The sequence below is a fragment of the Catenuloplanes indicus genome, from assembly GCF_030813715.1.
Classification (GTDB): Bacteria; Actinomycetota; Actinomycetes; order Mycobacteriales; family Micromonosporaceae; genus Catenuloplanes; species Catenuloplanes indicus.
In genome coordinates this window covers 683,986-710,616 of sequence record NZ_JAUSUZ010000001.1, presented here as the reverse complement: position 1 = coordinate 710,616, position 26,631 = coordinate 683,986, and the positions used below count along the sequence as shown (strand labels likewise).

At 70.5% G+C, this 26,631-nt stretch carries 23 protein-coding genes and 2 pseudogenes; 13 read left to right on the top strand and 12 right to left on the bottom strand.

From position 1 onward, the window contains the following. Positions 1-90 precede the first annotated feature (90 nt). Both J2S42_RS03470 and J2S42_RS03465 read left to right on the top strand, forming a co-directional pair. Positions 91-315, top strand: a pseudogene (locus tag J2S42_RS03470) (methionine adenosyltransferase domain-containing protein); the annotation flags it as partial. Beyond that, positions 316-1,026 (top strand): PfkB family carbohydrate kinase, encoded by a 711-nt coding sequence (locus J2S42_RS03465; protein WP_307248609.1) that lies wholly within the window; start codon positions 316-318, stop codon positions 1,024-1,026. It begins immediately after the preceding pseudogene. Here the strand turns inward: J2S42_RS03465 and J2S42_RS03460 are convergent, their stop codons facing one another. Then, on the bottom strand, positions 1,027-2,259 hold the full coding sequence (locus J2S42_RS03460; RefSeq protein ID WP_307235114.1) for a prolyl oligopeptidase family serine peptidase: 1,233 nt from the start codon (positions 2,257-2,259) through the stop codon (positions 1,027-1,029). Between the two features lie 220 nt (positions 2,260-2,479). Continuing rightward, on the bottom strand, positions 2,480-4,612 hold the full coding sequence (gene lnt / locus J2S42_RS03455; protein ID WP_307235112.1) for an apolipoprotein N-acyltransferase: 2,133 nt from the start codon (positions 4,610-4,612) through the stop codon (positions 2,480-2,482). A gap of 502 nt (positions 4,613-5,114) precedes the next feature. Between lnt and J2S42_RS03450 the strand changes: the two genes are divergently transcribed. The 3 genes from J2S42_RS03450 to J2S42_RS03440 are packed head-to-tail and all read left to right on the top strand — an operon-like array spanning position 5,115 to position 8,174. Continuing rightward, positions 5,115-6,014, top strand: coding sequence for an NADP-dependent oxidoreductase (locus J2S42_RS03450; RefSeq protein WP_307235111.1), 900 nt, complete (start codon positions 5,115-5,117; stop codon positions 6,012-6,014). Further along, positions 6,011-6,952, top strand: a complete 942-nt coding sequence (locus J2S42_RS03445; protein ID WP_307235110.1) for an LLM class flavin-dependent oxidoreductase — start codon at positions 6,011-6,013, stop codon at positions 6,950-6,952. The genes J2S42_RS03450 and J2S42_RS03445 overlap by 4 nt, the downstream gene beginning before the upstream one ends. Positions 6,953-6,962: 10 nt before the next feature. Further along, the gene (locus J2S42_RS03440; RefSeq protein WP_307235109.1) at positions 6,963-8,174 is read left to right on the top strand and encodes a PP2C family protein-serine/threonine phosphatase; all 1,212 of its coding nucleotides are present in this window, start codon (positions 6,963-6,965) and stop codon (positions 8,172-8,174) included. 398 nt (positions 8,175-8,572) lie between these two features. On the opposite strand, the gene J2S42_RS03435 is transcribed toward J2S42_RS03440, so the two are convergent. Next, on the bottom strand, positions 8,573-8,842 hold the full coding sequence (locus J2S42_RS03435; RefSeq protein WP_307235108.1) for a hypothetical protein: 270 nt from the start codon (positions 8,840-8,842) through the stop codon (positions 8,573-8,575). A 338-nt stretch (positions 8,843-9,180) separates the two neighbouring features. On the opposite strand from J2S42_RS03435, the gene J2S42_RS03430 reads away from it, so the two are divergent. The 4 genes from J2S42_RS03430 (at position 9,181) to J2S42_RS03415 (ending at position 12,646) form a co-directional block, all read left to right on the top strand. Further along, positions 9,181-9,825, top strand: coding sequence for a hypothetical protein (locus J2S42_RS03430; RefSeq protein WP_307235107.1), 645 nt, complete (start codon positions 9,181-9,183; stop codon positions 9,823-9,825). A gap of 180 nt (positions 9,826-10,005) precedes the next feature. Further along, positions 10,006-10,542 carry a hypothetical protein gene (locus J2S42_RS03425; RefSeq protein WP_307235106.1) on the top strand — a complete coding sequence of 179 codons (537 nt, stop codon included), beginning with the start codon at positions 10,006-10,008 and terminating at the stop codon, positions 10,540-10,542. A 144-nt stretch (positions 10,543-10,686) separates the two neighbouring features. Beyond that, positions 10,687-11,052 carry an SCO4402 family protein gene (locus J2S42_RS03420; RefSeq protein WP_307235105.1) on the top strand — a complete coding sequence of 122 codons (366 nt, stop codon included), beginning with the start codon at positions 10,687-10,689 and terminating at the stop codon, positions 11,050-11,052. Positions 11,053-11,407: 355 nt separating this feature from the next. Further along, positions 11,408-12,646, top strand: coding sequence for a hypothetical protein (locus J2S42_RS03415; RefSeq protein ID WP_307235104.1), 1,239 nt, complete (start codon positions 11,408-11,410; stop codon positions 12,644-12,646). Positions 12,647-12,894: 248 nt separating this feature from the next. Here J2S42_RS03415 and J2S42_RS03410 read toward each other — a convergent pair. The 3 genes and pseudogenes from J2S42_RS03410 to J2S42_RS03400 all read right to left on the bottom strand — a co-directional run. Then, a pseudogene (locus J2S42_RS03410) lies at positions 12,895-13,278 on the bottom strand (IS630 family transposase); the annotation flags it as partial. A 334-nt stretch (positions 13,279-13,612) separates the two neighbouring features. Further along, complete coding sequence (locus J2S42_RS03405) at positions 13,613-13,909, bottom strand: hypothetical protein (RefSeq protein WP_307235103.1); 297 nt, start codon at positions 13,907-13,909, stop codon at positions 13,613-13,615. 470 nt (positions 13,910-14,379) lie between these two features. Next, the gene (locus tag J2S42_RS03400) at positions 14,380-16,461 is read right to left on the bottom strand and encodes a cellulase family glycosylhydrolase (protein ID WP_307235102.1); all 2,082 of its coding nucleotides are present in this window, start codon (positions 16,459-16,461) and stop codon (positions 14,380-14,382) included. A 381-nt stretch (positions 16,462-16,842) separates the two neighbouring features. Between J2S42_RS03400 and J2S42_RS03395 the strand changes: the two genes are divergently transcribed. Beyond that, positions 16,843-17,877 (top strand): LacI family DNA-binding transcriptional regulator, encoded by a 1,035-nt coding sequence (locus J2S42_RS03395; protein WP_307235101.1) that lies wholly within the window; start codon positions 16,843-16,845, stop codon positions 17,875-17,877. Positions 17,878-18,157: 280 nt separating this feature from the next. Here the strand turns inward: J2S42_RS03395 and J2S42_RS03390 are convergent, their stop codons facing one another. Continuing rightward, entirely contained in the window at positions 18,158-19,399 is a 1,242-nt protein-coding gene (locus J2S42_RS03390) for a PQQ-dependent sugar dehydrogenase (RefSeq protein WP_307235100.1), read from the bottom strand. A 413-nt stretch (positions 19,400-19,812) separates the two neighbouring features. Between J2S42_RS03390 and J2S42_RS03385 the strand changes: the two genes are divergently transcribed. Then, on the top strand, positions 19,813-20,271 hold the full coding sequence (locus J2S42_RS03385; protein WP_307235098.1) for a MarR family winged helix-turn-helix transcriptional regulator: 459 nt from the start codon (positions 19,813-19,815) through the stop codon (positions 20,269-20,271). A gap of 88 nt (positions 20,272-20,359) precedes the next feature. On the opposite strand, the gene J2S42_RS03380 is transcribed toward J2S42_RS03385, so the two are convergent. After that, positions 20,360-21,304 (bottom strand): alpha/beta fold hydrolase, encoded by a 945-nt coding sequence (locus tag J2S42_RS03380; RefSeq protein ID WP_307235096.1) that lies wholly within the window; start codon positions 21,302-21,304, stop codon positions 20,360-20,362. An 81-nt stretch (positions 21,305-21,385) separates the two neighbouring features. Here J2S42_RS03380 and J2S42_RS03375 point away from each other — a divergent pair, with 81 nt between their 5' ends. Next, positions 21,386-22,315, top strand: a complete 930-nt coding sequence (locus J2S42_RS03375) for a helix-turn-helix transcriptional regulator (protein ID WP_307235094.1) — start codon at positions 21,386-21,388, stop codon at positions 22,313-22,315. 151 nt (positions 22,316-22,466) lie between these two features. On the opposite strand, the gene J2S42_RS03370 is transcribed toward J2S42_RS03375, so the two are convergent. Further along, positions 22,467-22,934, bottom strand: a complete 468-nt coding sequence (locus J2S42_RS03370) for a hypothetical protein (protein WP_307235092.1) — start codon at positions 22,932-22,934, stop codon at positions 22,467-22,469. A 24-nt stretch (positions 22,935-22,958) separates the two neighbouring features. Then, on the bottom strand, positions 22,959-23,921 hold the full coding sequence (locus J2S42_RS03365; protein ID WP_307235091.1) for an ArsR/SmtB family transcription factor: 963 nt from the start codon (positions 23,919-23,921) through the stop codon (positions 22,959-22,961). Between the two features lie 55 nt (positions 23,922-23,976). Between J2S42_RS03365 and J2S42_RS03360 the strand changes: the two genes are divergently transcribed. Next, positions 23,977-25,212, top strand: a complete 1,236-nt coding sequence (locus J2S42_RS03360; RefSeq protein ID WP_307235088.1) for an MFS transporter — start codon at positions 23,977-23,979, stop codon at positions 25,210-25,212. Here J2S42_RS03360 and J2S42_RS03355 read toward each other — a convergent pair. Together J2S42_RS03355 and J2S42_RS03350 are read right to left on the bottom strand one after the other, a co-directional pair. Then, entirely contained in the window at positions 25,200-25,469 is a 270-nt protein-coding gene (locus J2S42_RS03355; RefSeq protein WP_307235086.1) for a DUF2277 domain-containing protein, read from the bottom strand. The two genes, J2S42_RS03360 and J2S42_RS03355, sit on opposite strands and share 13 nt — an antisense overlap. 91 nt (positions 25,470-25,560) lie before the next feature. After that, entirely contained in the window at positions 25,561-26,574 is a 1,014-nt protein-coding gene (locus J2S42_RS03350) for an NAD-dependent epimerase/dehydratase family protein (RefSeq protein WP_307235084.1), read from the bottom strand. Positions 26,575-26,631: the final 57 nt, after the last annotated feature.

Here is a 26,631-nt window from a genome sequence, read left to right as displayed (position 1 = left end):
GCCCCCATCGTGCGGCGTGTACGGTCCCGGTCACCCGACACCTTCTGCGCCGGTGCTGTCGGGTTTGCCGTGCCGGGCGGGCCGGGTCAGCTCGGCCTGGACGTGGACGGGTACCGGCGGCTGGTCAACCCGACCGGGGCATTCGAGGTCGGCGGGCCGATGGGCGACGCCGGACTCACCGGCCGGAAGATCATCGTTGACACGTACGGCGGATACGCCCGGCACGGCGGCGGCGCGTTCTCCGGCAAGGACCCGTCGAAGGTGGACCGCAGCGCGGCCTACGACATGCGCTGGGTGGCGAAGAACATCGTCGCGATGCACGTCATCGTTCCCGGCCGCATCGACCAGATCTCGCTGTCCTTCCTGGTCGACGAGCTGGAGGTGCGGCGGGGCGGGGTGGCGGCCAACATCGCGCTCGGCATGCGCCGGCTCGGTGCCACCGCGACCCTGGTCGCCGCGGCCGGGCGGGACTTCGACGCGTACGCGGCCTGGCTGGAGCACCACGGCGTCTCCACCACGCACGTACGGCGGTCGCGGCACCGGCACACCGCCCGGTTCCTGCGCCGGTACACCGACGAGTGCCGGCGCCATCGCCCGCCGCGTCATGATCTCAGGATGTCTGCATCGTTTCGAGGGCCGTTCGTCGGAGTCAGCGCCGTGGTGCTCCGGGACGGGGGTGTCCTGCTCGGCCGGCGGCGTGGTACGCACGGGAACGGGACCTGGGCATTTCCCGGCGGGAAGGTGGACGCCGGTGAGGAACCGGCGGTGACCGTGGGGCGGGAACTGCACGAGGAGACCGGGTTGCGGGCAACCCGGGTGGTGCCGATCCGCTGGACCAGCGATCTGTTCCCGGAGAGCGGCCTGCACTACGTCACGCTGCACCACCTGGTCGAGGCGGACGGCGAACCGGAGCTGCGGGAGCCGGAGAAGGCGTACGAGTGGCGCTGGTGGGCGGACCTCGAACGCCTCCCGGAGCCGCTGTTCGGGCCGGCGGCGGCGCTGTGGGCGACCGGCTGGCGGCCGTGATCAGGCGCGCTGCCGCGACATCCACTGCCAGATGCGGGTGCCGTCGACGCTCGGGTCGTTGCGGGCGACGTAGATCCAGGACCAGTGGCCGTTGAACCGGTAGCCGTCCCGGACGACCTGGTCGTAGAGCGTGCGGAGCGCGCCGGGGATCAGGTCGGCCGCGTGCACGGTGTTCGGCACCGGCGGGACCGTGGGGTCGTCCATCGACGTGACCAGCCACGTCGGCGTGGTGATCGCGGTCAGCTCCGCGTCCGGGATCAGCGGCGGCGTGCCGGTGCCGCCGAGCGGCATGACCACACCGCAGACCGGTACCGAGGAGGCGAACAGGTCACGGTAGACCGTGGTCATCTTCAGGCTCATGTAGCCGCCGTTGCTGCAGCCCACGACGTGGATGCGGGAACGGTCGACCGGGTGGCGGCGGGCGACCTCGTCGATGATCTCCCGGATCAGCGGTGCGAACCGGTCACCGTCCTGCATCCAGAACGACGTGCTCTGCGGCGCCACCACGTACGCGCCGGAGAAGATCTTCTGGGCCTCGGGGGTGGCGAAGCCGAGCGCGCCGCGGTTCGCGCGCAGCTGGGTCTCGTTGTCGTAGTAGCCGTCGGGCAGTGACGCGCCCTCGCCACCGCCGTGCAGCCACACGATCAGCGGCCGCCGGCCGGACCGGCGGCCGGGGGAGTAGAGCCGGTACTTCATGCCGGACGCGGACTCGTGGTGACCGAACGCGTCCACCTCCGGATCGGCGAGCCGGCCCTGCGTGAAGCCGGCGATCGTGACCGGCCGGCCGTGGCGCAGCCGGAGCGGCGCGTTCTGCGTGATCGTGTACGTCAGGCCGAGCCGGACGTTGCGGCCGCGGTCGAGCACGTAGCCGAGCGTGTTGCCGCCGGGTACCCCCTCGCCGTGCGCCAGCGTGAGCACCACGTCGCCGTGCCGGTCGAGGCGGGCCTCGGTCACGGTGCGGTCCAGGTCGTAGAGGCCGGCGGTGTTCGGCAGCGGGCTGGTCGCGGTGGCGTGCACGCTGAACGTGCCCGGCGTCAGGCTCGCCGGATCGATCGTCCCGAGCCGCGCCGTGCCGAGCGTGACCGAGACGACCTGCTCACCGCCGTCGAGCGTCCGTGCGTCGAGCCGGAACCGCACGGTCGTGGCGTGCCCGGCGGCGGCACCGGGCAGGGCAAGACCGGCGGCGGCACCCGCTCCGGCGGTCAGGACGAGACGACGGCTGATCACGGCCATGCGGAACTCCCTCGATCGCAGCGAGGCATGTCAATGTCCGCAAACCTATCGCCTGAGAAATCCCCCGGCAACACTTCGGAAACCCGCTGCCCGCGGCTCGCGCGGCTCGGGGTGTCGCGCCGGCCGCAGCCGGCGGTGGATCGGCGCCGTCCGGGTGTTGCGCCGGCCGTGGGTGGCGCCGCTTGCGGCAAGCGGCGCCGGCAGCTCCCGCCTCTGATGCTCAGCGGGACGCGCGCCGCATCCGGAGCGCGGCGAGCGCGGCCAGGGTGAGCAGCGACGCGGCGGCCAGCGTGAGCGGCAGGATGCCGCGGAGTCGGGTGGCGGGCGTCAGGCCGTCCCGAAGCGTCACGGTTCGGACCATGGCACCGGCCTGGAACGTGGGCAGCCGGTCGATCGTGCTGCCGTCCGCCGCGATGATCGCGCTGGTGCCGACCGTGGAGACGTTGACGACGTCGCGGCCGGTCTCGATCGCGCGGATCCGGGCGATCGCGAGCTGCTGCACGCTCTCGTCCGTGGTGCCGAAGTCGCCGTTGTTGGACTGGGCCAGGATCACCTGGGCGCCGCGTACCGGCAGGTCGGCGATCACGTCGTCGGCGGTGATGTCGAAGCAGATCGCGGAGCCGAGCCGCATCCCGGACACCTCGAGCACGCCCTCGCGGGTGCCGGGCACGTAGTCGCGGGCGACCATGCCGATCAGGTCCGGCACGATCGCGGCGTAGAACGCGCGGTCCGGCACGTACTCGCCGAACGGCACCGGCCGCTTCTTGTCGTAGTGATCCGACGGCGCGGACGCGCCCGGCTCCCAGGCCAGGCTGGTGTTGTAGTACCGGTCGTCCCGTTTCGTGATGGTGCCGAAGACCAGCGGCGCGTCCATCGCCTCGGTGAGCTGCTGGATCCGGATCCGCCCCTCCGGGTAGCGCAGCGGGTCGAGGTCCGCGCCGTCCTCCGGCCAGACCACCACGTCGACGTCCTGGCCCAGCAGCGGAGCGGTGGCCAGCTCCTGCGCGGCCAGCAGGTCCCCGCGCGTCTTCTTCGTGAAGTATCCGGCCGGCCCGTTGCCCTGCACCGCGGCCACCGTGATCTCCCCGGTCGCGGGTATGTGCGCGACCGGCACCAACGCGAGCGCGAACACCGCGAACGACCAGCCGGCCAGCGCCGGCAGCGGCAGCGCGCGGGCGCCGGCGACGCGGGGGAGCCGGCGCACCGGGCCCGCGGCCCGGGAATCCGGCGCACCCGTGGGCCGCGCGGTGGATGCGCTCATGGCTCGTGCGGTCGATATGTGAGGGTCCCGTGCAGTCAACGTTTCCGCGTCAGGTGCAGTCAACATGTCCACACGTGCCGTCAACATGTCTTGCGCGTCAGCCACCGCTCTGTCCGGGCTGTCCGGGCTTTCCGCGGTCGCCACGGCCCGATCACGCACCGTCAATATATTCGGCTCTCGTGCGTCAGTCACGTCCGGATCGGGCGTGCCCAGCACGCCCGGACCGGGTGCGCCAGGCACCGAACCGGGTGCGCCGGGAACGTCCGGTTCGGCGGTCGGTGTGACGTCCGGATCCTGGCCCTCAGCTGTTCGGGCCCGCCATGAGCGGACCGTCGCACGGACGATCTGGAAGGCGGCCGCGGCGATCGCGACCAGGACGAACGACAGACCGGACGTGCCGACCCAGGACAGCAGCGGCGCGAGCGGGCCCTCGCTGTGCGAGAAACCGACCCGCCCCCAGGAGAACCCGTGGTAGGGCCAGCGGGACGCGACCTCCTCCCGGGTCACCCACAAACCGGCCACCAGCAGCGGATACAGCACGAACGCCGCACGCCGGCCCGGCAGCACCGCGCCGATCAGCCGGGACGCGACCGCGATCAACCCACAACCCACCGCGAAACTCGCCGCCTGCGACGCGGACAGCGCGAACCACGGCACCGGCCCCAGGTACAGCCCGCTCCACGACACGTGCACCAGGTAGAACGCCAGCCCGGCCAGCAGCCCGAGCCCCGCACCGGCCCGGAAGCGCACCCCGTCGACGGCCGCGAGCACCAGCGCCACGCCGGCCAGCGTCAGCGGCCACCAGTCCAGCCCCGGAAAGCCCAGGTCCATCACGACGCCGCCGGTCACGGCCACGGCCACCCGCGCCGGCCCGGCCCACCACGGTCCCACCCGCCCCGCCCGCGCGGCCCGGCGGCCGTCAGCCTGGCGGCCATCAGCCCGCCGGCCGTCAGACGGTCCGCCGTCGGCCCGCTGCGACGGCGTGGCGCCGCCGGTCACGGCCGCGACCGCGCGCCACAGCCCGGCAAGCCCGCGACCCGCGAACCGCGGCCGCGTTTCCGCAGGTGCGGGTGCCGTGATGTCCACCGTCATGCCGCGCGTCTCCTCCAGTCGGCCGCCCGTGAACCCCGATCATGTGCACGACCAGCGGGTACGGAGTATCACAGCCGATCCTGAGAGCGACGCTCAGCGGGGGTCCTCGCCGCGGACGCGCCCGGTCCCCGGCTCGGCGACCTGCGCAGCCGTTCCGGCCAGGTGCTGCGCACCGAGGACGTCGGCGGTGCCGCCCGCTACTACCTGGTGACCGCGAGCGCGGCCGCACGACAGGAGTACCGCAGATGAATGCGGCCGCCGTCTTCGTCATCGAGCAGCACCCGTTGTTCCGCCAGGCCCTCGCCGGCGTCGTCGACGGGCTGCCCGAGCCGGCCCGCGGGCCGCTGACCGCGTCCGTCGACGAGTTCCTCCGAACCCGGCTGGAGCCACCTCGACCCGCGGTTCGTGGCCGCGTTCCTCGGCCCGGACGAACTGTTCCGTGCGCCTTGACCTCATCCTCGGTTGAGGTTCGACACTGGCCACCGGCGACCGAGGGGGAGAGATGAAGGCAGCGCTGTACCGGCGGACCGGTGGTCCCGAGGTCCTGGAATGGGACGACGTCGAGACACCGCAGGCCGGGCCGGGGGAGGTGCGCGTCCGGGTGCTCGCGGCCGGCGTCCAGCCGATCGACTGCGCGGTCCGGGGCGGGTTCACCCCCGCCTGGCTGGAACCTGGCCTGCCCGGCATCCCCGGCAACGAGTTCGCCGGCCTGGTCGACCAGCCCGGCGGCGACTTCCGGACGGGTGACGAGGTGCTCGGCTTCGGTTTCATGCGCGCGGCCGCGGAGTACATCGTGGTCCCCGCGACCCAGCTGACCGCGAAACCGGCCGCGGTGCCGTGGGCGGTCGCCGGTGGCCTGAGCGGCGCCGCCCAGACCGCCCACATCGCACTGGAACTGCTCGCCCCGAAGCCGGGCGAGACGCTGCTCGTGCACGGCGCCGCCGGAGCCGTCGGCGGCGTCGCCGTCCAGCTGGCCCGACGATCACAGGCCCGGGTCGTGGGTACGGCGAGCGCCGCCAACCAGGACTACCTGCGCTCACTCGGCGTGGAACCGGTCGTCTACGGCCCCGGCCTCGCCGACCGTCTCCGCCCGCTGCTCCCCGACGGCGCCGCGCTGGTGCTGGACGGCGCCGGGGGCGAGGCGCTCGACCTGTCGCTGGACCTGTGCGCGGACCGCTTGCGCATCCTCACGCTGGTCGACCACGGCCGCGCGCCCGAACTCGGCATCCGGACCACCGAGAACCTGCGCTCCGCCGCCCGCCTCGCCGAACTCGCCGCCCTCTACGCCGCCGGTGGGCTGCGCTTCCCGATCCGCCGTACGTACCCGATGTCCGAGGCCGCGGCCGCGCACCGCGAGGTCGAGACCGGCCACGGCCGCGGCAAGGTCGTGCTGACCGGATGAGGATCGGTGTCGTCCTGCCGTCGGCCGAGGTGCAGCGCCGCGACGGGCTGGACCTGGCCACCGCGGCCCGGCACGCGGAGGACGCCGGCCTGGACAGCGTCTGGCACGGCGACCACCTGGCGACCGGCGTGCCGACCGTGGAGTGCACGATCGCACTGGCCGTCGCCGCGACCGCGACCCACCGGATCGGCGTCGGCGCGGCCGTGTTCGTACCGGCGATCCGGCCGTTGATCTGGGCCGCGAAAGCGGTCGCGAGCCTTCAGCTGATCTCCGGCGGCCGGCTGCTGCTGGGTATCGGCTCCGGCGGCGGCCCGGCACAGTGGGCCGCGGCCGGCGTCCCGTTCCGCGAGCGCGGCCCCCGCACCGACGCCGCGCTGCGCCTGCTGCCCGGGCTGCTGACCGGTGATCCGGTGACGCCGCCGGACGGCGAGCCGGTGACGCTCGCGCCCGGCGTGGACGTGCCGCCGCTGTGGATCGGCAACGCCTCCGCGGTCGCGATCCACCGCGCGGCCACGCTCGGGGACGGCTGGTTCCCGTCGCTGATCACGCCGGCCGTGCTGGCCGCGGGCCGGGAACGGCTGCGCGCTACGGCCAGGTCGGCCGGGCGCCCGGAGCCGGTGATCACGATCGGGGCGCTCGCCGCGCTCGGCCGGGCGCCCGGCACACCGTCCCGCGACGACCTGGCCACCGGGATCGCCGCCACCTACCGGCACACCGCCCGCGACGCGGCGGAGATCCCGCTCACCGGTGACCCGGCCGAGGCCGCCGACCGTGTCGCGGAGTACGCGGCCGCCGGCGCCACGCATCTGGTCGCGGGCGTCGCCGGCCCGGACTGGCGCGCCCAGGCCGACCTGCTGGCCGAGGTCCGCCGGCGGGTGAGCGAGCGGCCGGTCCCGGGCCCCCGTGCCATCCCCTCCGGCCGGGGTCAGCGGCCGTAAAATCAGGCACGTGCCGGCGCCCAGGGATGTCGATGTGGAGCAGCGCCTGCGCCGCCTGCAGACGCTGGCCGACAGCGGCCTGTCCCGGCTGCGCGGCGCGGAACTGATCGACGTCCTGCTCGACCGCGCCCGCACCGTGCTCGGCACCGACACCGCCGTGGTGCTGATGCTCGACCGGCACGCCCGCCAGCTGGCCGTCGTCGCCGCCAAGGGCCTGGAGGAGGAGGTGCGCCGCCGCATCCGGGTTCCGTTCGGCGCCGGTTTCGCCGGCCGCGTCGCGTCGACCGGCGCACCCGTCATGATCCCCGAGGTCACCCGCGCGGACGTGGCCAGCCCCGTCCTGGCCGACGCCGGCGTACGGTCGCTGCTCGGTGTGCCGGTGTTCGCCGGCGGCGACGTGGTCGGCGTGCTGCACGTCGGCACCCGCACGCCACGCCGGTTCACGCCCGAGGACGTCGAACTGCTCGCCCTGTGTGCCGACCGGGTCGGGGCCGCCACCGTCACCGGCACCCGCCGCCTCGACCACGAGGCCGCGCTCGCGCTGCAACGCAGCCTGCTGCCCACGCGGCTGCCCGTCGTACCCGGCCTGGAGCTGGCCGCCCGGTACGTCCCCGGCCACGACGCCGGTGTCGGCGGCGACTGGTACGACGTGTTCCCGCTCCCCGGCGACCGCCTGGGCCTGGTCATCGGCGACGTCTCCGGCCACGGTCTGGCCGCCGCCGTCGTGATGGGCCGCCTGCGCAGCGCGCTGCGCGCCTACGCCCTCACCTCCGCCGACCCGGCCACCGTCCTCACCCACCTGGACCACAAGGTTCACCATTTCGAGGCCGGCAACCTCACCACCGTCGCCTACGCCGTGATCACCCCCGGCCGCACCGAGGCCCACCTCTCGCTGGCCGGCCACCTCCCCCCGGTCCTCGCCGCCCCCGGCCACGTCGCCGCCCCGGTCACCGTCCCCGTCGACGCGCCCCTCGGCCTGCGCCCGAGCCGATTCGCGCGCCGCACCACCCCGGTCCCGCTACCGCCCGGCGGCCTGCTGATCTGCTACACCGACGGCCTGGTCGAACGCCGCACCGAGATCATCGACGAGGGCATCCGACGCCTGGCCGCCGCCGTGCACCCCGGCTCGGCCGAGGAGACCTGCGCCAACATCATGACGCTGCTCGGCGTCGAGCAACCGGCGGACGACATCGCGATGCTGGCCGTACACCGAAAACCCTGAGAGCCGCGCATGTCCCGCTTCCCGCTTCCGGCGCGGCCGGGTCCCGCCCGCTCCCGCGGGCTCCGGTCCCGGCCCGGCTCGAACGGCTACCTTCCCTCTCGTGGGTGCGGGGCCGGCGAACACGGCCGCACGGCGTCCGCGCCACTCGCCGGATCGTACGGGCCGATCTGCCGCAGCCCGCGCCGTAGAGCCGGCGCGGGCGGCGACGCGCAGCGTGACGACTGCGCCGGGTGCTGCGCTCGGCGAGCGGCAGGTCCGCGCATGTGATCTCGGTATGTCAATGGCCGATCAGGAGAATCGCGTGCTCCGTCGGCCTGGCGGGAGCCGCGCGGCTGAGCGGAATCTTGTCGCGGTGTCCGCAGCTGGATGTCAGCCTGCCTGCGTGTAATGGCTGCACCTCAAGAGTCCACGTCCGCAGCCGCCAACGAGTTACCGGACGCGCACCCCGCGCCGACGGAATAAGACCGTCGATCGACTCCGTCCGCGACGAGCGGGGCGAAGTCCTCCGGAGACTCGGCGTATGTACGCTCGAACGCACCGGCAAGCGCCTGTTCCAGACCCCAGAAGGCGTGGTTGAGCCGCTCTTGCAGGCTGTCCTCGGACCGCCAGTCGGCGTCGACCAGTCGCCGGGTCACCTCGGCCAGATCCGGCAGACCAAGGTAGTCCAAGGTAGTCCAAGGCATCCGCGGCCAGCCGGACTTCCTCGGGCGAGCTGGTATCGAGGACCGCTGGGACGCCGCTGCTCATGATGCGGCCGTACGGCTTGGCGACCGCCCGAAGACCTCGAACGATGACCTGTGCCGGCCTCGTCTCCTCCGCCGCCACCAACAGCGGCGGATCCGGATGCCTGCACGAATCATCCGGCATGGGTCGGAGAACGATAGAGTCGCGTGCCATGGAACGGTCGGTCTTCGGCAGACGGTTGTGGCGTTTGTTGTCGCAGCGCCGGCCGACTCCGGACACATCGGTCGCACATATGCGGACCGTCCTCGCCAGGGAGGCCGGCGTGCCGGGCGAACACCTCGCCGCGGTCATCGATGATGCCGTGATGCCCGACCCTGATCTCCTGCGGAGACTGGCGCCGGCACTCGGCCTCCGTACCGCGGACCTGTTCGTCATCGCCGGGCAGCCGGTACCGGATGAGCTGGGCTCAGCATGGCCGACATCGCCATGGGACGTGGGCGCGATCGTCCGGCACCTCGTCCGGATGGACGCCGACCGGCGCCGTCAGCTGACCGCGGTGATCAGATCGCTGCCCGTCGAGCCCCGGATCGGCCCGACGCCTGACGACGAATACCCGGACACTCCCGGAGCGCTGCTGCTGCGCCTGCTGCGCAATCGCAACATCCGTCCGTACAACGCGCGGATCCTCGCGGAGATCGGGGACGGTCCGCACGTCTCCGATGCCACCGTCGCCGGGCTCGGCTCAGGAAGGGTCGTCGTCACGCCGCAATACGTGACCGCGTTCGCTCACCTGCTCGGCTACCCACCCGCGGACATGGTCGCGCTGACCGGGATCGGCCCGGTCGTCGAGGACGCGCGGGCACACCCGGCCGCCGCGGAGATCGCCGCGCTGACCTGGCACGCTCGACAGCTCAACAGCGAGCAGCTGAGTACGGTGATCGCGGCGGCTCGATCCATGCAAACCTGAACACCCCGGGCACGGCGAGCATGTTCGGTGATACATCCCCCTCCAAGGCCCGGCGCACCTGTGACCGTGGTGACGGGCAGCCCAAACGGTCTCCGAAAGCCTGTCCACCCGCACGCTCGGATCGCGGCAGATCCGGATAACGGCTGGCGGCCCGGAGGTTCGGCGCGTCAAGGTGAACCGGTGATCACTGTTCAACGAGTGCGTGTGCGCTGGAGCGCGGCAGCACGTGGAGCCCTGGCGGCGAACGCCCGGCGCGGTTTGTGCAGTCCAGTGGCGCTTCCGCCGTCGCTGCCGACCGGTGATGTGATGATCCACGACGTGCTGGCGGATGAGGCAGTGCGGTACATACCGCATGACGGCGTCATCAGCGGTGGCCTGGATCGAGCCCACGACCTCGACCTCTGGTTGTCCACGAAAAGCGGGACGCTGATCGTCGACCGGCTACCGGGCAGGGCCGCCTACCCGCGGCAGAGCGGCCCGGCCCGTCTCTTCGCGCTCAAGCCCGGCGAGACCGGCCGGTACCGGGCGAATTTCCGGTTCACCGTGACCACCTGCGCCTGCGATCCCAGCTGGTACTACGAAGAGTGGCTGATCCTCATCACGAACGGCGAGATGAAGACCGACGGGTTCGTCTCACGCGAGCCCGACCATCATGTCGAACACCGCGTCCACCTCTACGGCGGATCAAGACGGCCAAGCCGACGACACGGCAAGTGACCGCGAGGCCTCGGCCGACGCGCACGATCGGCGGCAGAACCGGACATCTGATGATGGCGCCGGGCTCGGCTTGCGGCAACGAGTGCGCGCGGTTGGCGTCGGCGACTGTAGGTTGCAGCTCATGTCGGCTGGACAGGAAGGTGTATGACCATCGTCGTTTTACCCGGACGCAGGGCCGACATCATCGACGCCCTGTCCGTCCTCGCAAAGCTGCGTCCACACGAGACCGGGCGCTGGCCGGGCTTGACGGAGGCCGTGCACTGGATCATTGACGACACCTTGTGGGACCAGTACCACCCCCGACACGACATCGGCACCATCCTCGTGAGCGCCGCCGAAGCCGCAGCGGTCTCGGCAACGCTCGACCACCTAATGGTTGTTCTCGACGAGTTAGGACCCATGGCAGCCGATGATGACTACCTCGCGCACCCGCGATGGCACGAAGTCGCCCACGCAGCCGCCGACGCCCACCGACTCATGACCGGCGAACGCCAGCTCCCGGCAACCTGAATCGTCTGGCTTCTCCACAGCACGGAGCGTCACGGCGGGCACCTGGCACCGAGCACTGTCTGCGGCAGATCCGTGCATCCGATCATGATCAACGCGCGGATCGCGGCAAATGAGTTCGGCAGATCTAGGGTGCGTTGGAACACGTGACCATATGACCGGGGATGCTGCCAAACCCGAATGAAGAATCTCAATCGCGGCAATTTTAATGGGCGCACATCTTGCAGATGACGAAAAAAATATCACACACGCCAGTCGTGTCGAAAACCTCGTCTAGAATCTGTGGCGGTTGATTGCATGCACTATGTCTATTCAGGGGATTCCACTCACTTCATGGGGGAAGTTCGCCATGTCTACTATGCTTCTCGACTACACGACGCTTGCCTCGGCAGCGAACGCCCTTAGTTGTGCCGAGTTGAGGTATCCAACTTCTGTCAAGAATCCATATGAAAACTTCCTTCGGGGCCGCAAAAGCGGCGGGGAGTGTCCAATTTGGATCGAATTCGCCAGCCTTGCCGAGGTCATCGAATCGGCAATTCTTCATGAGCGTATCGGCATTCTCAGTGTTGACCAGGAAGGGGGTAACCTCCGCCGAAGTCCCTCCTATCCGTGGCTGCCAACCAAGTTGGGCGTATTTGACAACTGGCTTGATGAAGTAATTGTTCGAGTCGAAGACAGGCGATCTATTGCTGAGATATTTAGAGACGGCATGAAATTCTTTATGGAAGATGAGGATCGCAGGAATCAGATGGCTAAAGCCACCCTCGGAGTTCTGGAGGCTCCGGTTTATAGGAATATTCCTGACCTCTTCTCGCATAGTCAAACTATTTATCAGCTCGAAGGCGAAGATTCTTTGGGGGGATATAAAAGGGAGTTTGAGGCGGCGATCGATCGAGAGTGGGTGCGCCTCGGGCGCAAAAAGATACAAACGGCCTATACGAACTTCGACTATCTGGCCTCAATCGGCGCCTTCCTTGCTCGCGCACTGGTATATAATGCAATTTCAATCGATCACGGCATGATATTTCGACCGCATCCAGCGCGTGCGGTCATGCTTTCAATTGACCCAGCTATGAGTTTGCGCAAAAATGCAGACTTCGGTTCTATTCCGGCTAATTTTGCGAGAGGCTTCCGCGACGAAGTAGCGAAGTTTTGCTCCCAAGATTACGGGGGCAGTGATTGGGACATAGATCTGTTTCCAGTTTTTGCATTTGTCGTCAATACTGCAAAGTCGCCGGACGATATCCTAAAAGTCTGCAGAGAGGTTCGAGATTCGAGAGGTGCTATAAATCTTCGGGCCTGGATGACAGAGATGTTCGGGGAGGATAGCGGGCTCAAGGAAGCGGAGGGAAAGAGGCAGCTAGAGGCCCTAAAAGAAAGCCTGAGAAGAGAACTTGGAATCGGATCCGAAAAGTTTGAGGTGAACGCGCATATTATAACTTTTAAAGTAAAAATACCACCGATCTTCCAAAGGTTCAAAAACTCCGCTGAACTGTCGAGTCGCAAAAGATTCTTGAGGAATTTGGCCCTAACTGCAGCTGATACGAAGAGTTTAGAAAATCGACTTTTCAAAGTTTTTGGGATTTCTCAACATTGAGGTAAAGGGTGTCAGTGTAGCTCTCGGCAACTTCCTTGTCGATAAAAACTGCTTTTTGGATTCCATTTGAACGGGCCGCACTTATCGCGTTCTGCGATAGCACTCTTTTCGGCAGATCCGGACGTCGATCGGTCCGCAGACATCACTGAATGTAGTCGAGTTGCCCGAGCCGACGAGCCGCGCGCCTGCCACTCGGTCCTCATGTGAAGCCGTGCGCCGGCAGCGCACCGTGGCCACCTCAACGTCACGACGTTCTTGACCGAGACGTGGTGGTGCCAGGCCCGGGTGTCCAGGTCGATCGCGCCGTGGGTGGTGCGGCGGCGGTCGCCGCCGGGGGTCGGAACCCGGTGACGTGTCCCGGCCGTCTGCCAGCAGGAGCGGATACGGGGCAGCGGGCCGAGGTGGGTTTCGTCCTCGGCCAGGACCACCGACACGGCCGGGGTTTCGACGATCCGGTCACGGATGGCGGCACGGATGTCGTCCGGTCATCCAGGCCTTCGGGGGCTGCAACAGGCGCCGGATGCGGTCGACGAGACAGGTTCGGCCTCTGCGTGAGCGGCCGGGACGAGGCGGCCGGCCAGGCCTTCGGCCTGGTGGCGGGCGATTCGGGACCGGACCGTTTTCGGGTTGTAGGGATCACGTCACCGATCCCCGCCGCGGTTCAGCCGGCCGCGGACAGCTCGCTTTCCGTCACGGGCCGTGCAGCGCGGTCTTCAGTTCGGCGTGTTCACGCTCGGAAATCGTGGCGAAGACCTGCGCGGGCTGCGTGCCGGGCAGACCTCGTCGTGGTGGCGGATCCGGCACAGGCCGACCAGGCGCAGCGTGAACGCGAAAGGGCACAGCACCAAAGCGAGTTCGAGCGGAGCGGCGTCTATGGCCGATCGGTTGGGACCTGGCGGAGGGCGGTGGGCGAGGGCCGTCGCGGCGTTGCCGCCACCGCGACGCCATCCGTCTCCCGCGGGAGGGTCAGCGGCCGGCGGGCGGCGGGTCTGAGATCAGATCGCCGGTGTCGCTGACCAGGCCGGGGGCCATACTGCCGCCGTGGGCCTCCTGCGGGTCCGGTTCGTCGGAGTCCGAGTCCGTGGCGGTCTCGCCCTCGCCGGCGGTGCGGTGGCGGTTGATGGCGGCGGCCACGCTGGCCGGGCCGGCGATGCCGCCGGTGGTGGTCATGACGCCCGGGGTCTGCGGGGTACCGCCGTTGCGCAACGCCTCCAGATCGGTGTGCCGGTCCAGGGTGCTGTCGGTCTGGGTCTCGTCGCTCATGCAACCTGGTGTGCCCGTACCGGAGCGGGTCAAACACGCCGGTCAGGGCTTATGCGACCGCTCCGGGGAGCAACGCGTCGACTGTCGGGGCATCCGCGGGCCGGCGGGACGTCACGGTGGTCAGCGAGCGGATCGCGGCCTACCGTGACCAACGGGTACCGCCTTGATCGCGATATACCCGAGGACCAGACCGTTCATCGCCTGAGGCACGCGGCCGAACGTCGCAAGCCGGTCGACGACTGGATGGATCTCCTCTCGTTCATCGATGCCCAGCCCAACCCCGGGCACACGTCCCGGCGTGCGCCCGGCGCCGGCCGACACCGATCACGCCGCCTCGCCGGCCCGGGCGGCCGCCGCGCACGTTCGGCGGCCGATCCGGTTACCCGATCTTGGTCAACCTGCGCGTGACGGCTTTGAGGATGCCCGAGAGGGTGCTGCGGCTCGTGGAGGTCCGCAGCACCCTGGCGCTTTCAGGTGGTGCCGGTTACCGAGGTGCCGGACTTGGTGACGTGGTACGTGATCTGTGTGCCGCTCCAGAAGTGGAACGTGAGCGTCACGGTGCCGTCGTTGACCTCGGCGAAGAACTCTGGCTTCAGGATGATCGTGTTGGCGGTGTAGTCGGGCTGGAAGTTGCTCCAGAACTCCTTGAATGAAGTCCAGTTGGCCGGTCCGGCGGGGCTGCCGTCGGCGTATGTGGCTTCCATCGTGGCGAGTTGGTCGCCGCGGAACTGGGTCGGGATGGCGAACGAGTTCGTCGAGCCGGTCGCGGCGGCCTGCGTCGGCGGGTCGTAGGTGATGATGCTGATCTGCCACGGCGCACCCTGGGAGAAGCGGGCCTCGATGGTGGCGTTGACTCCGTAGGCGCGGTTGCCGACCAGCCGCGTGAGGGCGGCTGGAGTGAGCGTGAGGGTGTCGCCGGAGACGGTGTAGTCGGCGCCGTCGACCAGGTCGGTGCTGCCCTGCCGCAGGCCCTCGAAGGCGGTGCCGTTGAGGTTGAGCGTCAACGACTTGCTCGTGACGGCACCGGTGCGGGGCACATACACCTGGTCGGAGGACGCGGTGCCGGAGCGGACGCTCCAGCTGGCCTTCATCATCTCGTAGATGCCCTGGTCGCGCCACCGCAGCTCGGGGCGATGCAGGAAGGAGCCCGCGTCCCACAGCATGGTGGTGAGTTTCCGGGCGCGGGCGTGGTGGCCGACGGCTTCGATGTACTTGAGGAACTCGCCGCGCTCGATGATGCCGGGGCGGGTGTAGTCGTAGCTGAGCAGTGCCCACTCGCCGATGATCACCGGGACTCCGCGGGAGACGAACGTGGTGTGGACGCGGTCGAACGTGGCCACGATGTCCTGTTCCACGTTGGAGTCGTAGCGGGTGCCGCCGGCGATGTTGACGCTGAACGGCCACCAACCGTAGAAGTGGACGGTCGCGGCGAGGTGCGGGTCTCGTAGCTCGTTGAAGGTGGCGTTCAGTGCGTCCAGCCGGGCTTGTTCGCCGCTGGTGTGCAGGGTGGGCAGCACCAGCAGCCGGGTGGCGTTGTCGCCGCCGGTCTGCCGTACGAGGCGGACGAACGCGGTGTTGAGCTCCTGTGTCATCTGGTCGCTCTCGGCGTCACCGGTGGTGCCGGCGAACTGTGGCTCATTGATGCTCTCGAACACCAGCTTGGCGGAGTGTTCACGGAAAGCCGTGGCGATCTGGGTCCACAGCGCGGTGTACCGGTTCATCACGTTCGTGCGGTCGCTCGGATAGGTGTTGATCCACTGCCAGGAGTCGTGATGCAGGTTGATCATCACGTAGAGGTCCTCGGCCAAAGCCCAGTCGACGATCTGGCGGACGCGGGCGAGCCAGGCGGCGTCGATGGTGTAGTCGGGTGCTGCACCGTGGTGATTGCTCCAGGTGATCGGGAGCCGGATGCTGTTGTACCCCTGCGACCGTACGTGATGGAGCATCGCCCGGGTGGTCAAAGGGTTGCCCCAAGCGGTTTCGTCGGGGATGGCGTCCAGCGTGTTACCGAGGTTCCAGCCGGGTTGCATCGCGGCGACGATCGCCATCGGGTCACTCGGGCGTGGTGAGGCCGACGCCGACACCGACGGGGACACGCCGGCCGTCGGTGTTCCCGTGCCGTCGAGGTTGCCGGTGCAGACGGCCCCGTTCAGCGTGAACGAGGCCGGGGCGGTGTTGCTGCCCGTCCAAGCGCCGTTGAATCCGAACGTGACCGTGGCGCTGGTCGCGATGGTGGCGTTGTAGCTCATGTTCGCCGCGGTCACGGTGCCGCCCGACGCGGTGACCGACGCGCTCCACGCCTGGGTGACCCGTTGGCCGGACGGGAACGTCCACGCCAGAGTCCAGCCGTCGACGGGTTCGCCGAGGTTGGTCACGGACACATTGGCGGTGAAGCCTCCCGGCCATTGCGCCGAGACGGCGTAGGCCACCCGGCACCCGGTCGCCGCCTGTGCGTCGGCGGCCGTCATCATCCCCGCGACCAGGAGCGCGGCCACTCCACCGGCCACCATGCCGACCCGCCGGCGGGCTCGTACCAGAGTCTGCGGACTCACCAGGGTTCTCCTTGCCGTAGGTGGTTCGTTCGTCTGCCGACGGTTCGCCACCCTGTCAGCGGGCGGCGTTGTCGCAGGCGGCGAGGCTGACGGCCGCTGCTCGTGGGTCGAGCCGATCAGCCGAAGAGCGGGTCGGGAAAGGCGTAGCCCCGCGCCCGCGAGCCATAGCAGGCTTCCGCTGCCGCGCTGAACTTTCGCAGGCCCGGACTCCGAAAGTTTCCAAGTCGAACGCTACGCATTTCTTAGATCGACGTCAATACATAAAGCCATTGAGTGCCGGTGTACGTCATGAGGCCATGATTTGTTGACGGAAGGGCCGAGCATCGTTACGGTCCGAGCTGGGGGATGACGGGCATCGTTGGAAAGTTTCGGGAGTCTACGTTGACGCACGCCGAGTCGGCGGACCCGGTTGACGATTCGGACAAGCCGGTGACCATCGCCTACATTGCCGCGTCCACCGGGGTTTCCGTTCCCACTGTCTCCAAGGTCGTCAATGGCCGTTCCGGTGTTGCTGCCGACACCCGCGCCCGCGTCGAGGCAGCGATCAGCCGGTTCGGGTACCGCCGTCCGAATCGGGCCGTCCGCAGCAACTTGATCGAGCTCGTCTTCGACCGGATCGCGGACATGTGGGGAGTTCAGATCATCCGCGGTGTCGAGCAGGTGGCCCGGCAGCAGCGCGTCGGGGTCGTCCTGACCGAGTTCGGCCCGGAGGGCGGTGGGATCCGGTACTGGATCGACGATGCTCTCGACCGGCGTCCGGACTGTCTTGTGGCGGTGGCGCAGCTGAACGATGAGCAACGCAACCAGCTACGTACCGGAGGCATCCCGTTCGTGGTCTTCGACCCCACCGTCGAACTGCCTGACGGCGTTCCGTTCGTCGGAGCGACCAACTGGGCCGGTGGCCGGGCGGCCACCCGGCACCTGATCGGGCAGGGGCATCAACGGATCGCCCTGATCAGTGGCGCGGACCGGATCCTGTGCTGCCGGGCCCGCCAGGACGGATACCGCTCCGCCATGGACGCCGCCGGCCTGCCGGTCGACGGCGATTCCATCGTCCACGCCGACCTGACCGTGGACGGCGGCCGGGCCGCCGCGCTGCGGCTGCTGAAGGGCCCGCGGCCTCCGACGGCGATCTTCGCGGGCAATGACCTGCAGGCCGTCGGTGTCTATCAGGCGGCGCGCGCGTCCGGGTTGCGAATCCCGGCGCACCTCAGCGTGGTCGGTTTCGACGATCTGCCGGTCGCCACGTTGGTCGATCCTCCACTGACCACCGTTCACCAGCCGCTGGTCGAGATGGCCGTTGCCGCAACAGAGCTGGCACTGGCACTCGGCCGGGGCGAGCGCGCAACACGGCTCGGGATCGAGCTGGCGACGACGCTCACCGTCCGGCAGAGCACCGCCCCGCCTGCCGGGTGACGGCCCCGCGGGACGCCCGCCGCCCGAGTCGTCGCTACCACCGCTTACCGAATCTCCGGCCCTCCGGCCGGCCCGGCGGTGTTCGCGCCGGTTCGAGGATGCGCGTTTCGGCGGGAGGTGCGGCCGGGCTTCGGCAGGTCAGGTTGTCGTGACGGGCCGGCTACCGCCCCGCCGCACGCCGCCGGCGGGGCGCAGCGCCGCATCCGGTGTGCGGGGCCACGGCGGGCCCGGGACGGCCATCTGGACCTGACCGTCCCGCAGAGTTCCTCCGCCGGCCGGGTCAGCGGTTCGGCACCGCGCCGTCCGTGGCGGGCGGGACGTGCGCGAAGCGCACCCGGTTCAGCCACCCGGGCAGGTCGCTGAGTACGTACAGCTCGCCGTGCACGTCGGCGCCGATCGCGGTCGGCTGGGTGGGGAAGTTGCCGATCGCGGCGGACTCGTAGCCGCCGCCCGGCGCGGGACGGACCGCGAACACCCGGGTCGAGCAGTAGTCGCTCGCGATGTAGGTGCCCACCGCCGCCGGGGTCTCGGATCCGCGGTACACCAGGCCGCCGGTCACCGAGCAGTTGTCGTTGAGATGGTCGTACTCGAAGACCGGGTCGGTGTAGCGCACGTTCGACCGGCACTGCTGCGGGTCGAACACCGGGGTGCCCTCCCGGCAGGACCAGCCGAGGTTCGCACCGCGCTGCCGCGGCCGGATGTGGTTGATCTCCTCGATCAGGCCCTGCCCGACGTCGCCGATCCACAGCGAGTTGTCGGCCGGGTCGATCGAGAACCGCCACGGGTTGCGCAGCCCGTACACCCAGATCTCCGGTCGTGCTCCGCGCGTGCGGACGAACGGGTTGTCGGACGGGACGCAGTAGGGCCGTGCCCCGCAGGTGCGGTTGACGTCGATCCGCACGATCTTGCCGAGCAGGGTGCCGAGGTTCTGGCCGGCCTTGAACGGGTCGTTGGTGTGGCCGCCGTCGCCGAGGGACCAGTAGAGGTAGCCGTCGCGGCCGAACGCCACCTGCCCGCCGTTGTGGTTGCCGTACTCGGCGTGCTCCTGGGTGAGCAGCACCTGCACCTGGTCCGGTGCGCCGATCGGCACCCGCGCCAGGGTCAGCTCGCCGGCCGGCAGGCTCGTGTAGGCCACGTAGAGGGTCCCGGACTGCGTGAAGTCCGGCGCGGGCGTGATGCCGAGCAGGCCGCGTTCGTTGTTCGAGGTGTCGATCCGGGCGGTCAGGTCGAGCACCGGCTCGGCCGCGAGCCCGGTGCCGGGGTGGTAGGCGCGGACGGTGCCGGCCTTCTCGGCGATCAGCATCCGGCCGTCCGGCAGTCCGGTGATCGCGATGGGACGCCGCAGGCCGGTGGCGACCCGTTCGGCCGACACCGTCAGTTCGGTGAGTGGCACCGCGGGCGCGCGTGACGTGTCGGGGGCGGCGGTGCCGGCCGCCGAACTCGATGGTGCCAGCAGCGCGGTGAGGACCAGCGAGAGTAGGCCGGCCAGCAGGGCGGCCGGGCGGCGCGGGAGTCGCGACATGGTCAGCTCCTCGATCAAAGTAGAGGACGCAGTGCGGGAGCGCTCCCACCCTACATCGAAGTACGACGATGTCTCTAGGTGTCCCGGCGCCGGCGGTCTGCACGCTCGGCAGCGTCCGCCGTCCCGGATTGCGGCTATGGGCGGATGCCGGGGTGAGCCCGCGGCTACGCCGGGCCGGCGCGAGGTCGGCGCTGCTCGGCGCGCGACCACGGCGGTGATGTCCGAGCCGGTCGGGACGTTCCCGGCGAGGAGTCGTTCACCTCTGTGATCGGGAGAGGCCGTTCCCGGGTCTTGGCGCCGGCCTGGCCCGAGCTGTTCGTCGCCGGATGGCCGTCGAAGGCGCTGGCTACAATGGAGCGCGTCGTCACTTCGCCCGTCACTCCCGGAGTTGAGGCCGTGTGAACCCTGGTGCCGTGCCCGCGACCGCCGATCCCTCCGCCGCGGACGATGCCCTTGCGGCACAGCCGATAGGCTATTGGAGCGGGGCCGTGCACAAGGCCGTCATCAAGCGGCTGCGTGACATGATGGCCACCGTCGACGTCACGCAACCGCAATGGTGGACTCTCACGCGGGTGGATGCCGGTGACGGCCTCACCCGGACGGACGTCGCTACGCAACTGACAGACGTGGCCGACGGTCCGGACGAGGTTCCTCGCGCCGTCGATCAGCTCCTGCACCGCGGTTGGATCGCCTCGGACGAGCTGGGGCACCTGCATCTGACCGACGCGGGCCGGGCAGCTCAAGGCCGGATAAGGGACCTGGTGACCGGACTGCGCACCGAGATTCACCGAGGAATCCCGGACGAGGAGTACGTAGCGGCGCTCAAGGTCATTCGTCGGATGATTTCGAACATCGATTCCGCATCTGCCTGAACCGCCGCAGCTGTCTCGTGCCTGGCCGGGACCGTGGGGCGCGTGCGCGACCCACGGTCCCGGCCCTGCCGACGGTGCCGCGGTCTAATTAGGCGGCATGCTGCCGGGCCAGCCATGTCAGGATCGCCCGGTTCGTCTCCGCAGGCTTCTCCTGCTGGATCCAGTGACCGCAGTCCAGACTGACCACTGTCGCGTGCGGTACGAAGTCCGTCAGTCGCCCGGATCGCGCGACCGGGTCGCGGTCCCCGTAGATCATGAGGGTGGGCTGCCGGACGATCGGGTCCACGCCGGCCAGCAGGTGCCAGTTGCGGTCCAGGTTCCGGTACCAGTTGATACTGCTCGTGAATCCCGTCGATGCGAAGGCGGCGACGAAGACGGCCAGCTCGCTGTCGCTCATGACGGGCTCGCCGGGCGGATTCTCCATGCGGGCAAGGTCGATCAACGCATTGCCCGGCTGCGGCTCCCGCGTCGCGGGTGGCACCTCCGTGCGGTACAGGTTCCGGAGGAACCGGGACGTGTTCTCCTCGAACACCGCCTCCGCGACACCCGGCTGCCGGTTGAAGTGCACGAAGTAGAAGTCGCCGCCGAGCGTCTCCGCCATGGATTCGATCCAGGGCCGCTCCCCGCGTTCCAGGTACGGCAGGCTCAGGTTGATCACGCGGCTGACCCGGCCGGGGTGCAACAGGGCCAGGCCCCAGACGACGGCCGCACCCCAGTCGTGGCCGATGAAGGTGGCATTGTCGTACCCGTAGTGATCGAGCAGCGCGACGAGGTCACCCGACAGGTGTGCGATGTCGTAGCCGGTGACCTCGGCCGGGCGCGACGAGTTGCCGTACCCCCGCTGGTTCGGGACGATCACGTGGTAGCCCGCCGCCGCGAGCGCGGGCACCTGATGGCGCCAGGAGAACGCGTGCTCCGGCCAGCCGTGGCAGAGCACGACCGGGTTCCCCGCGTGCTCCCGGCCGGCTTCGAAGACCTCGAGTTCCACACCGTTGACCGGGACGCGGGTGGGCTCGGGAAAGTTCGTTGTCATGCCGGCATCGTGCGGGCCGAAACCGGTCATCCCCTGACCGGTTTCCATGAAACCGTTGCCGGCATGCGTGCCGACCGGTTGATGGCCATCCTCCTTCTGCTGCAACGCCGTCAGCAGGTGACAGCGGCCGAGGTCGCCCGGGAACTGGAGGTCTCCGAGCGCACCGCGCGCCGCGACCTCGACGCGCTCGGCACGGCCGGCGTGCCGGTCTACTCCGTGCCCGGCCGGGGCGGCGGCTGGCGTCTCGTCGGCGGCGCCCGCACCGACCTGTCCGGCCTGACCGCGGGCGAGGCCCGCGCGCTGTTCCTGGTCGCCGGCCCGGCCGCGTCCGTGACGCCGGCGGTTCGAGCGGCGCTGCGCAAGCTGGTCCACGCGCTGCCGGAACCGTTCCGGGCGCAGGCCGAGGCGGCGGCGTCGTCGTTCGTCACGGACCCGCGGCGATGGGGGTCGGACCGGGCCGTGCCACCGCTACCCCGCTTCCTCGGCGCACTTCAGGACGCGGTGATCCGCGGTGTCCAGGTTCGGCTCGGCTACGCCGACCGCGCGGGCAGCGAGACCCGGCGAACCGTTCACCCGCTGGGCGTCGTGGCCAAGGGCCCGTCGTGGTACCTGGTCGCCGACACCGCGGCCGGCCGGCGCACCTTCCGGATCGACCGGGTGTCGTCCGCCGAGCCGACCGGCGAACCCGTGCACCGGCCCGGGGACTTCGACCTCGCCGAGAGCTGGCGCGTGCTCGCGGACGAGTTCGACCGCAAGCGCACACCCGTCGAGGCCCACGCGGTGTGCGCGCCCAGCGGGATGGGCGTGCTCCGGATCGCGTTCGGCGGCCGGCTCGAGGTGGGCGGCCCCACCCCCGACGGCCGCATCGAGGTCGTGGTGCGCGGCAGCGACGAGGGCACCCTCGCCGGCGAGCTGGCCGCGCTGGTCACCTGGGTCGAGGTGACCGGCCCGCCGGGGGTACGCGCTCAGCTCGCCTCGATCGGCAACACCCTCGTCGCACGGTACGGCTGAGCCCCACCATCTCCGGCGCCGTGCAACGGACGGGGAGTCCACGGGCGGCTGCGCGCCGTGGCCGCCTGCCCCGCGGCCGTCCGCGACGACCGTGACATCGCCCGGACGCTGCTGGGCGAGGCCGCGGTAACGCACCGGTGCCAAACCCGGTCTACGGCGACGAGGGCCGCGTCCGGCTCGTGCCGGCGTCGACGGCGCGGAGGGCGTCGTCGGGGGTGCCGAAGAGCCAGGCGGCCGGGTCCTCGCCCAATTCGCTGGCCACCAGGCTGGTCATTGCTTTGCGGCAGGCGTCGGAGACCACGACCGCGGGGTTCACCCGGGCGACGATGGCGTCGTTGAGGACGTCGGCCATCATGTCGCCCCACTCGTAGGTGAGTCCGCGCAGATCCAGCACGACGCCGGCCGGGGTGAACGCACGGCGGCCGAGGGCGATCACCGCCCGCATGGCGGCGGCGTCGCCGTTGCCCGCGCTACCCACGCCGTACGACCCCGTGAAGGTGACGATCAGCAGGTCGTCGCGTGCGTGCGCCGCGCGCCGCACGGTGGCGAACCGGTACTGGACTGCGCTGAGGTCGCTGAGCGCACGTGGCGTGATCACGAACGGCGGGGTATCGGGCACCGGATGATTGTCGCCTGACGTCGCTCAGGCCCGGGCGTCCCCGGCGAGGGATTCGCCGAGGTCGCTGCGGTAGTAGAGGACGCTGCGGCCGTAGCGCGCGCGGTTGAGCAGGCCGGCGCGGGAGAGCAGGCGCAGCTGCTGGTTGACGGCGGACGCGGTGACGCCGAGGCGCATCGCGAGTTCGGTGGAGGAGGCGGGTTCGCCGAGTGCGGCCAGCAGCGTGGCGCGCGGCACGCCGAGCAGATCGCGGACGGCGCCGGCGTCGGGTGCGGTGGCGGTCGACCACATTGCGCCCTGGCCGCGTGCCGGGTACATGAGGACCGGCGGGAGCATGTCGTCGGCCGGGATGCAGACCCGGTTGACGAACATCGACGGGACCAGCGTGACGCCCTCGCCGCGGACCGGGCGCACGCCGGCCAGGTTCGAGGCCAGGCGTACGTCCAGGTGCCGGCCGTCGAACGTGACGCGCGGGGACAGGCCGGTGAGGGCGGCGCCGAGACCGGACCCGGCCGCGACCCGGCCGCGGTGCAGGATGTCGGCCTCCAGCACGGCGCGCATCCGGGGCCAGGACGGGGCGAAACACAGCCGCCAGGCGGCGGACAGAGCATCGATCATCCGGCGTACGACCGCGCTGTGGTCGCCGCGGAACACGCCGGGGACGGTGCCGTGCACGCGTTCCAGGTCGGCACGCAGGCGTTCCGGGGTGATCTGCGCGAGCGCGGCCAGCTCGTCGTCGATGACCGTCAGCGGCGAGGTGGGGCGCGGGTTGACGAAGTCGGCCACCCAGCGGCGGTCGTCGACCAGCGCGTACAGCGGGGCGAGATCGAGCAGTGGCAGCACCGGCGTGATCCGGTCCATCCACGGGCGTTGCAGCGGGTACCGGTCCGGGAACCGCAGCGCGCGCAGGCCCATGCCGAGCTCGCTGAGCGGGGAGATGCCGAACCGGATCGCGGTCACGTCGGACGGCTCCAGCACATACCTGATCATTAAGCTCAAGGCTACATCTGTTCCGTACGGCGGCGCGGTCGGGGAGAACTGGGCGGTGACCACGACAACCGCGCTCGTCCGCGCCGATCCCGCCCTGCGCCGCCTGCTCACCGTGACCGCGGTCGACACCGTCGGGCGGGGTGCGTTCTTCACGCTCACCTCGCTGTACCTGATCGGGGTGGCCGGCCTCCCGGCGGTGACGGTCGGTGCCGGCCTGACCGTGGCCGGTGGCGTCGGCGTGCTTGCCTCGCTCGGCTTCGGGCACCTCGCGGACCGGTGGAGTGCGCGCCGCATGCTGATCGCGCTGCACGTGGTGCAGGGCGGCGCGCTGACCGCGTACGTCCTGGTCCGGGATCTGCCGACGTTGATCTTGGTGGCGTCGCTGGTGATGCTGGCGCAGCAGGGCGGCGCGTCGGTGCGGTCGGCCGCGATCGGCCGGGCGTTCCAGGGCGAGGAACGGGTGCGGATCCGAGCGCTGATGCGCACGGTCACGAACGCGGGCATCGCGGCCGGTACCGCGCTCGCCGCGATCCCGCTGGCGGTCGGCACCGCGGGCGCCTACCGGGTGACGATGGTGGCGGCGGGCGTGCTGTTCCTGGCGTCCGCGGTGCTGCTGCGCGGCCTGCCCGCGGCGCGCGTCGACGCGCGCCCCGACGCGGGTCACCCGGCCGGATCGGGCGGCTCCGGCCCGTACCGTGATGGCAGGTTCTTGCTCCTGGCCGCGCTCAACGGGATCTTCGGCATTCAGTTCGGCCTGTTCGAGATCGCGGTGCCGCTGTGGGTGGTACACCACACCGCGGCGCCGGACGTGCTGGTCTCACCGCTGCTGCTGCTCAACACCGCGCTGGTGATCGCGTTGCAGGTGCGGCTCAGCCGCGGTACGTCGGATCTGCGCGGCGCCCGCCGGGCGATGACCTGGGCGGGCTGGCTGATGGCGCTGGCCTGCCTGCTCTGGGCGGCCGCCGGTGAGCTGCCCACGGTCGCGGCGGTGCTGACGCTGCTGGCGGCCGCGGCCGTGCACACGCTCGCGGAGATCACCTCGAGCGCGGCCGGCTGGAGCATCAGTTTCGAGCTGGCCCCGGCCGGGGCGATCGGCGCGTACCAGGGCGTCTACGGCACCGGGTTCGCGCTCGGCGCGATGGTGGCGCCGGTCGTGGTGACCGCGACCGCGGTCGACCGGGGCACGCCGGGCTGGGCGCTGCTCGCGACGATGTTCCTGGCCGCGGCGCTGGCCACCCGCTTCGTGATCGGCCGGGCCGCGGAACGCGCCGGCCGCGTTCAGGAGGCGTAGCGGCGTTCCGCGCGGGCCCGGGCCTTCGCGGCCTCCTCCTCGCGGTTCTTCGGCGGCGCGGCGGTGACCAGCCCGTCCAGCAGCGCCTGGGTCGCCGCCATGACGGCGGCGACCGCGGCGTCGAAGACCTCCTGGTTCGCCTGGGACGGCTTGGTCGTCCCGGCGATCTTCCGTACGTACTGCAGTGCGGCGGCGTGCACCTCGTCCGGGGTGGCCGGCGGTGCGAAGTTGTGCAACGGGTGGATGCTGCGGCACATGCGCGTTCCTCCTCGGGCGGACGGAGCCGTCCGGCAGCGTATCGCGTACGCCGCCGGGAACGGGGCTCACCCGATCAGGCCGGTACGGACCCTAGACCAGCCCGAGCGTGATCAGGCTGCGCCCGGCGTCGAGGATCGATTCCGCGGCCGGGCGGGTGCGCCAGCCGAGGACCCGCTCCGCGTGCGTGGCGATCAGGTTGCTGCGCCGGTCCAGGCTCGGACGCATCTGCCGCATCTCGGCGTTCACCAGCGCGCCGGCGTGAACGAGCCAGTTCGGCATGGCGTGCCGGGGGACCCGGCGGGCCGCGCCGCCCAGGCCGGCGCGCAGCACAGCGGCGATCTCGCTGAACCACAGGAACTCGCCGGCCGCGATGAACCGCTGGCCGGCCGCGGCCGGGTCGGTCAGCGCGTCCGCGTGCAGGACCGCGAGGTCACGGACGTCGACGATCGAGTAGCCGAGCCGGGGCAGCAGCGGCAAGCGGCCGGTCAGCATCATCCGGATCAACGCGATCGACGGCGCGTAGTCGTCGTCGACCGCGGGACCCTGGATGTTGGCCGGGAGCACGGTGGCCAGTTCCGGGCCGTCCGGCCAGCCGCGGACCAGGTCCCACGCGTCACGCTCGGCCAGCGTCTTCGCCCGCGGGTAGACGTACTCGGGCCGGTCCGGCAGGTCGGTCCAGACGCTCTCGTCGGCCGGTGCGTCCCGGTCCGCGGGCATCGCCGCGGCGGTCGAGGAGGTGAGCACCACCCGCCGGACGCCGGCGTCCCGGGCCGCGGTGAGCACCCGGCGGGTGCCCTCCCGCGCCGGGCGGACGACGTCCTGGTTGCGGAACTCGCCGATCGGCATCGGCGACGCGGTGTGCACGACGTAGTCCATCCCGTCGGCCGCCGCCGCCCAGCCGCGGTCGTTCAGCAGGTCGGCCTCGGCGACATCCAGGGTGGCGGCCTCGGCCAGCCGGCCGATCCGGGCCCGGACCGCGTCCGCCCGGGCGAGGTTGCGCACGCTGACGCGGACGTGGTGCCCGCGTCGCAGCAGCTCGGCGGCGACGTATCCGGCCAGGAACCCCGACCCGCCGGTGACCAGGACGGAACTGTTGTTTTCCATGACGGTGACGGTGCCGCCGGTGCCCGGGTGGTAGCCAGGCACCGGTGGTACGCGGCT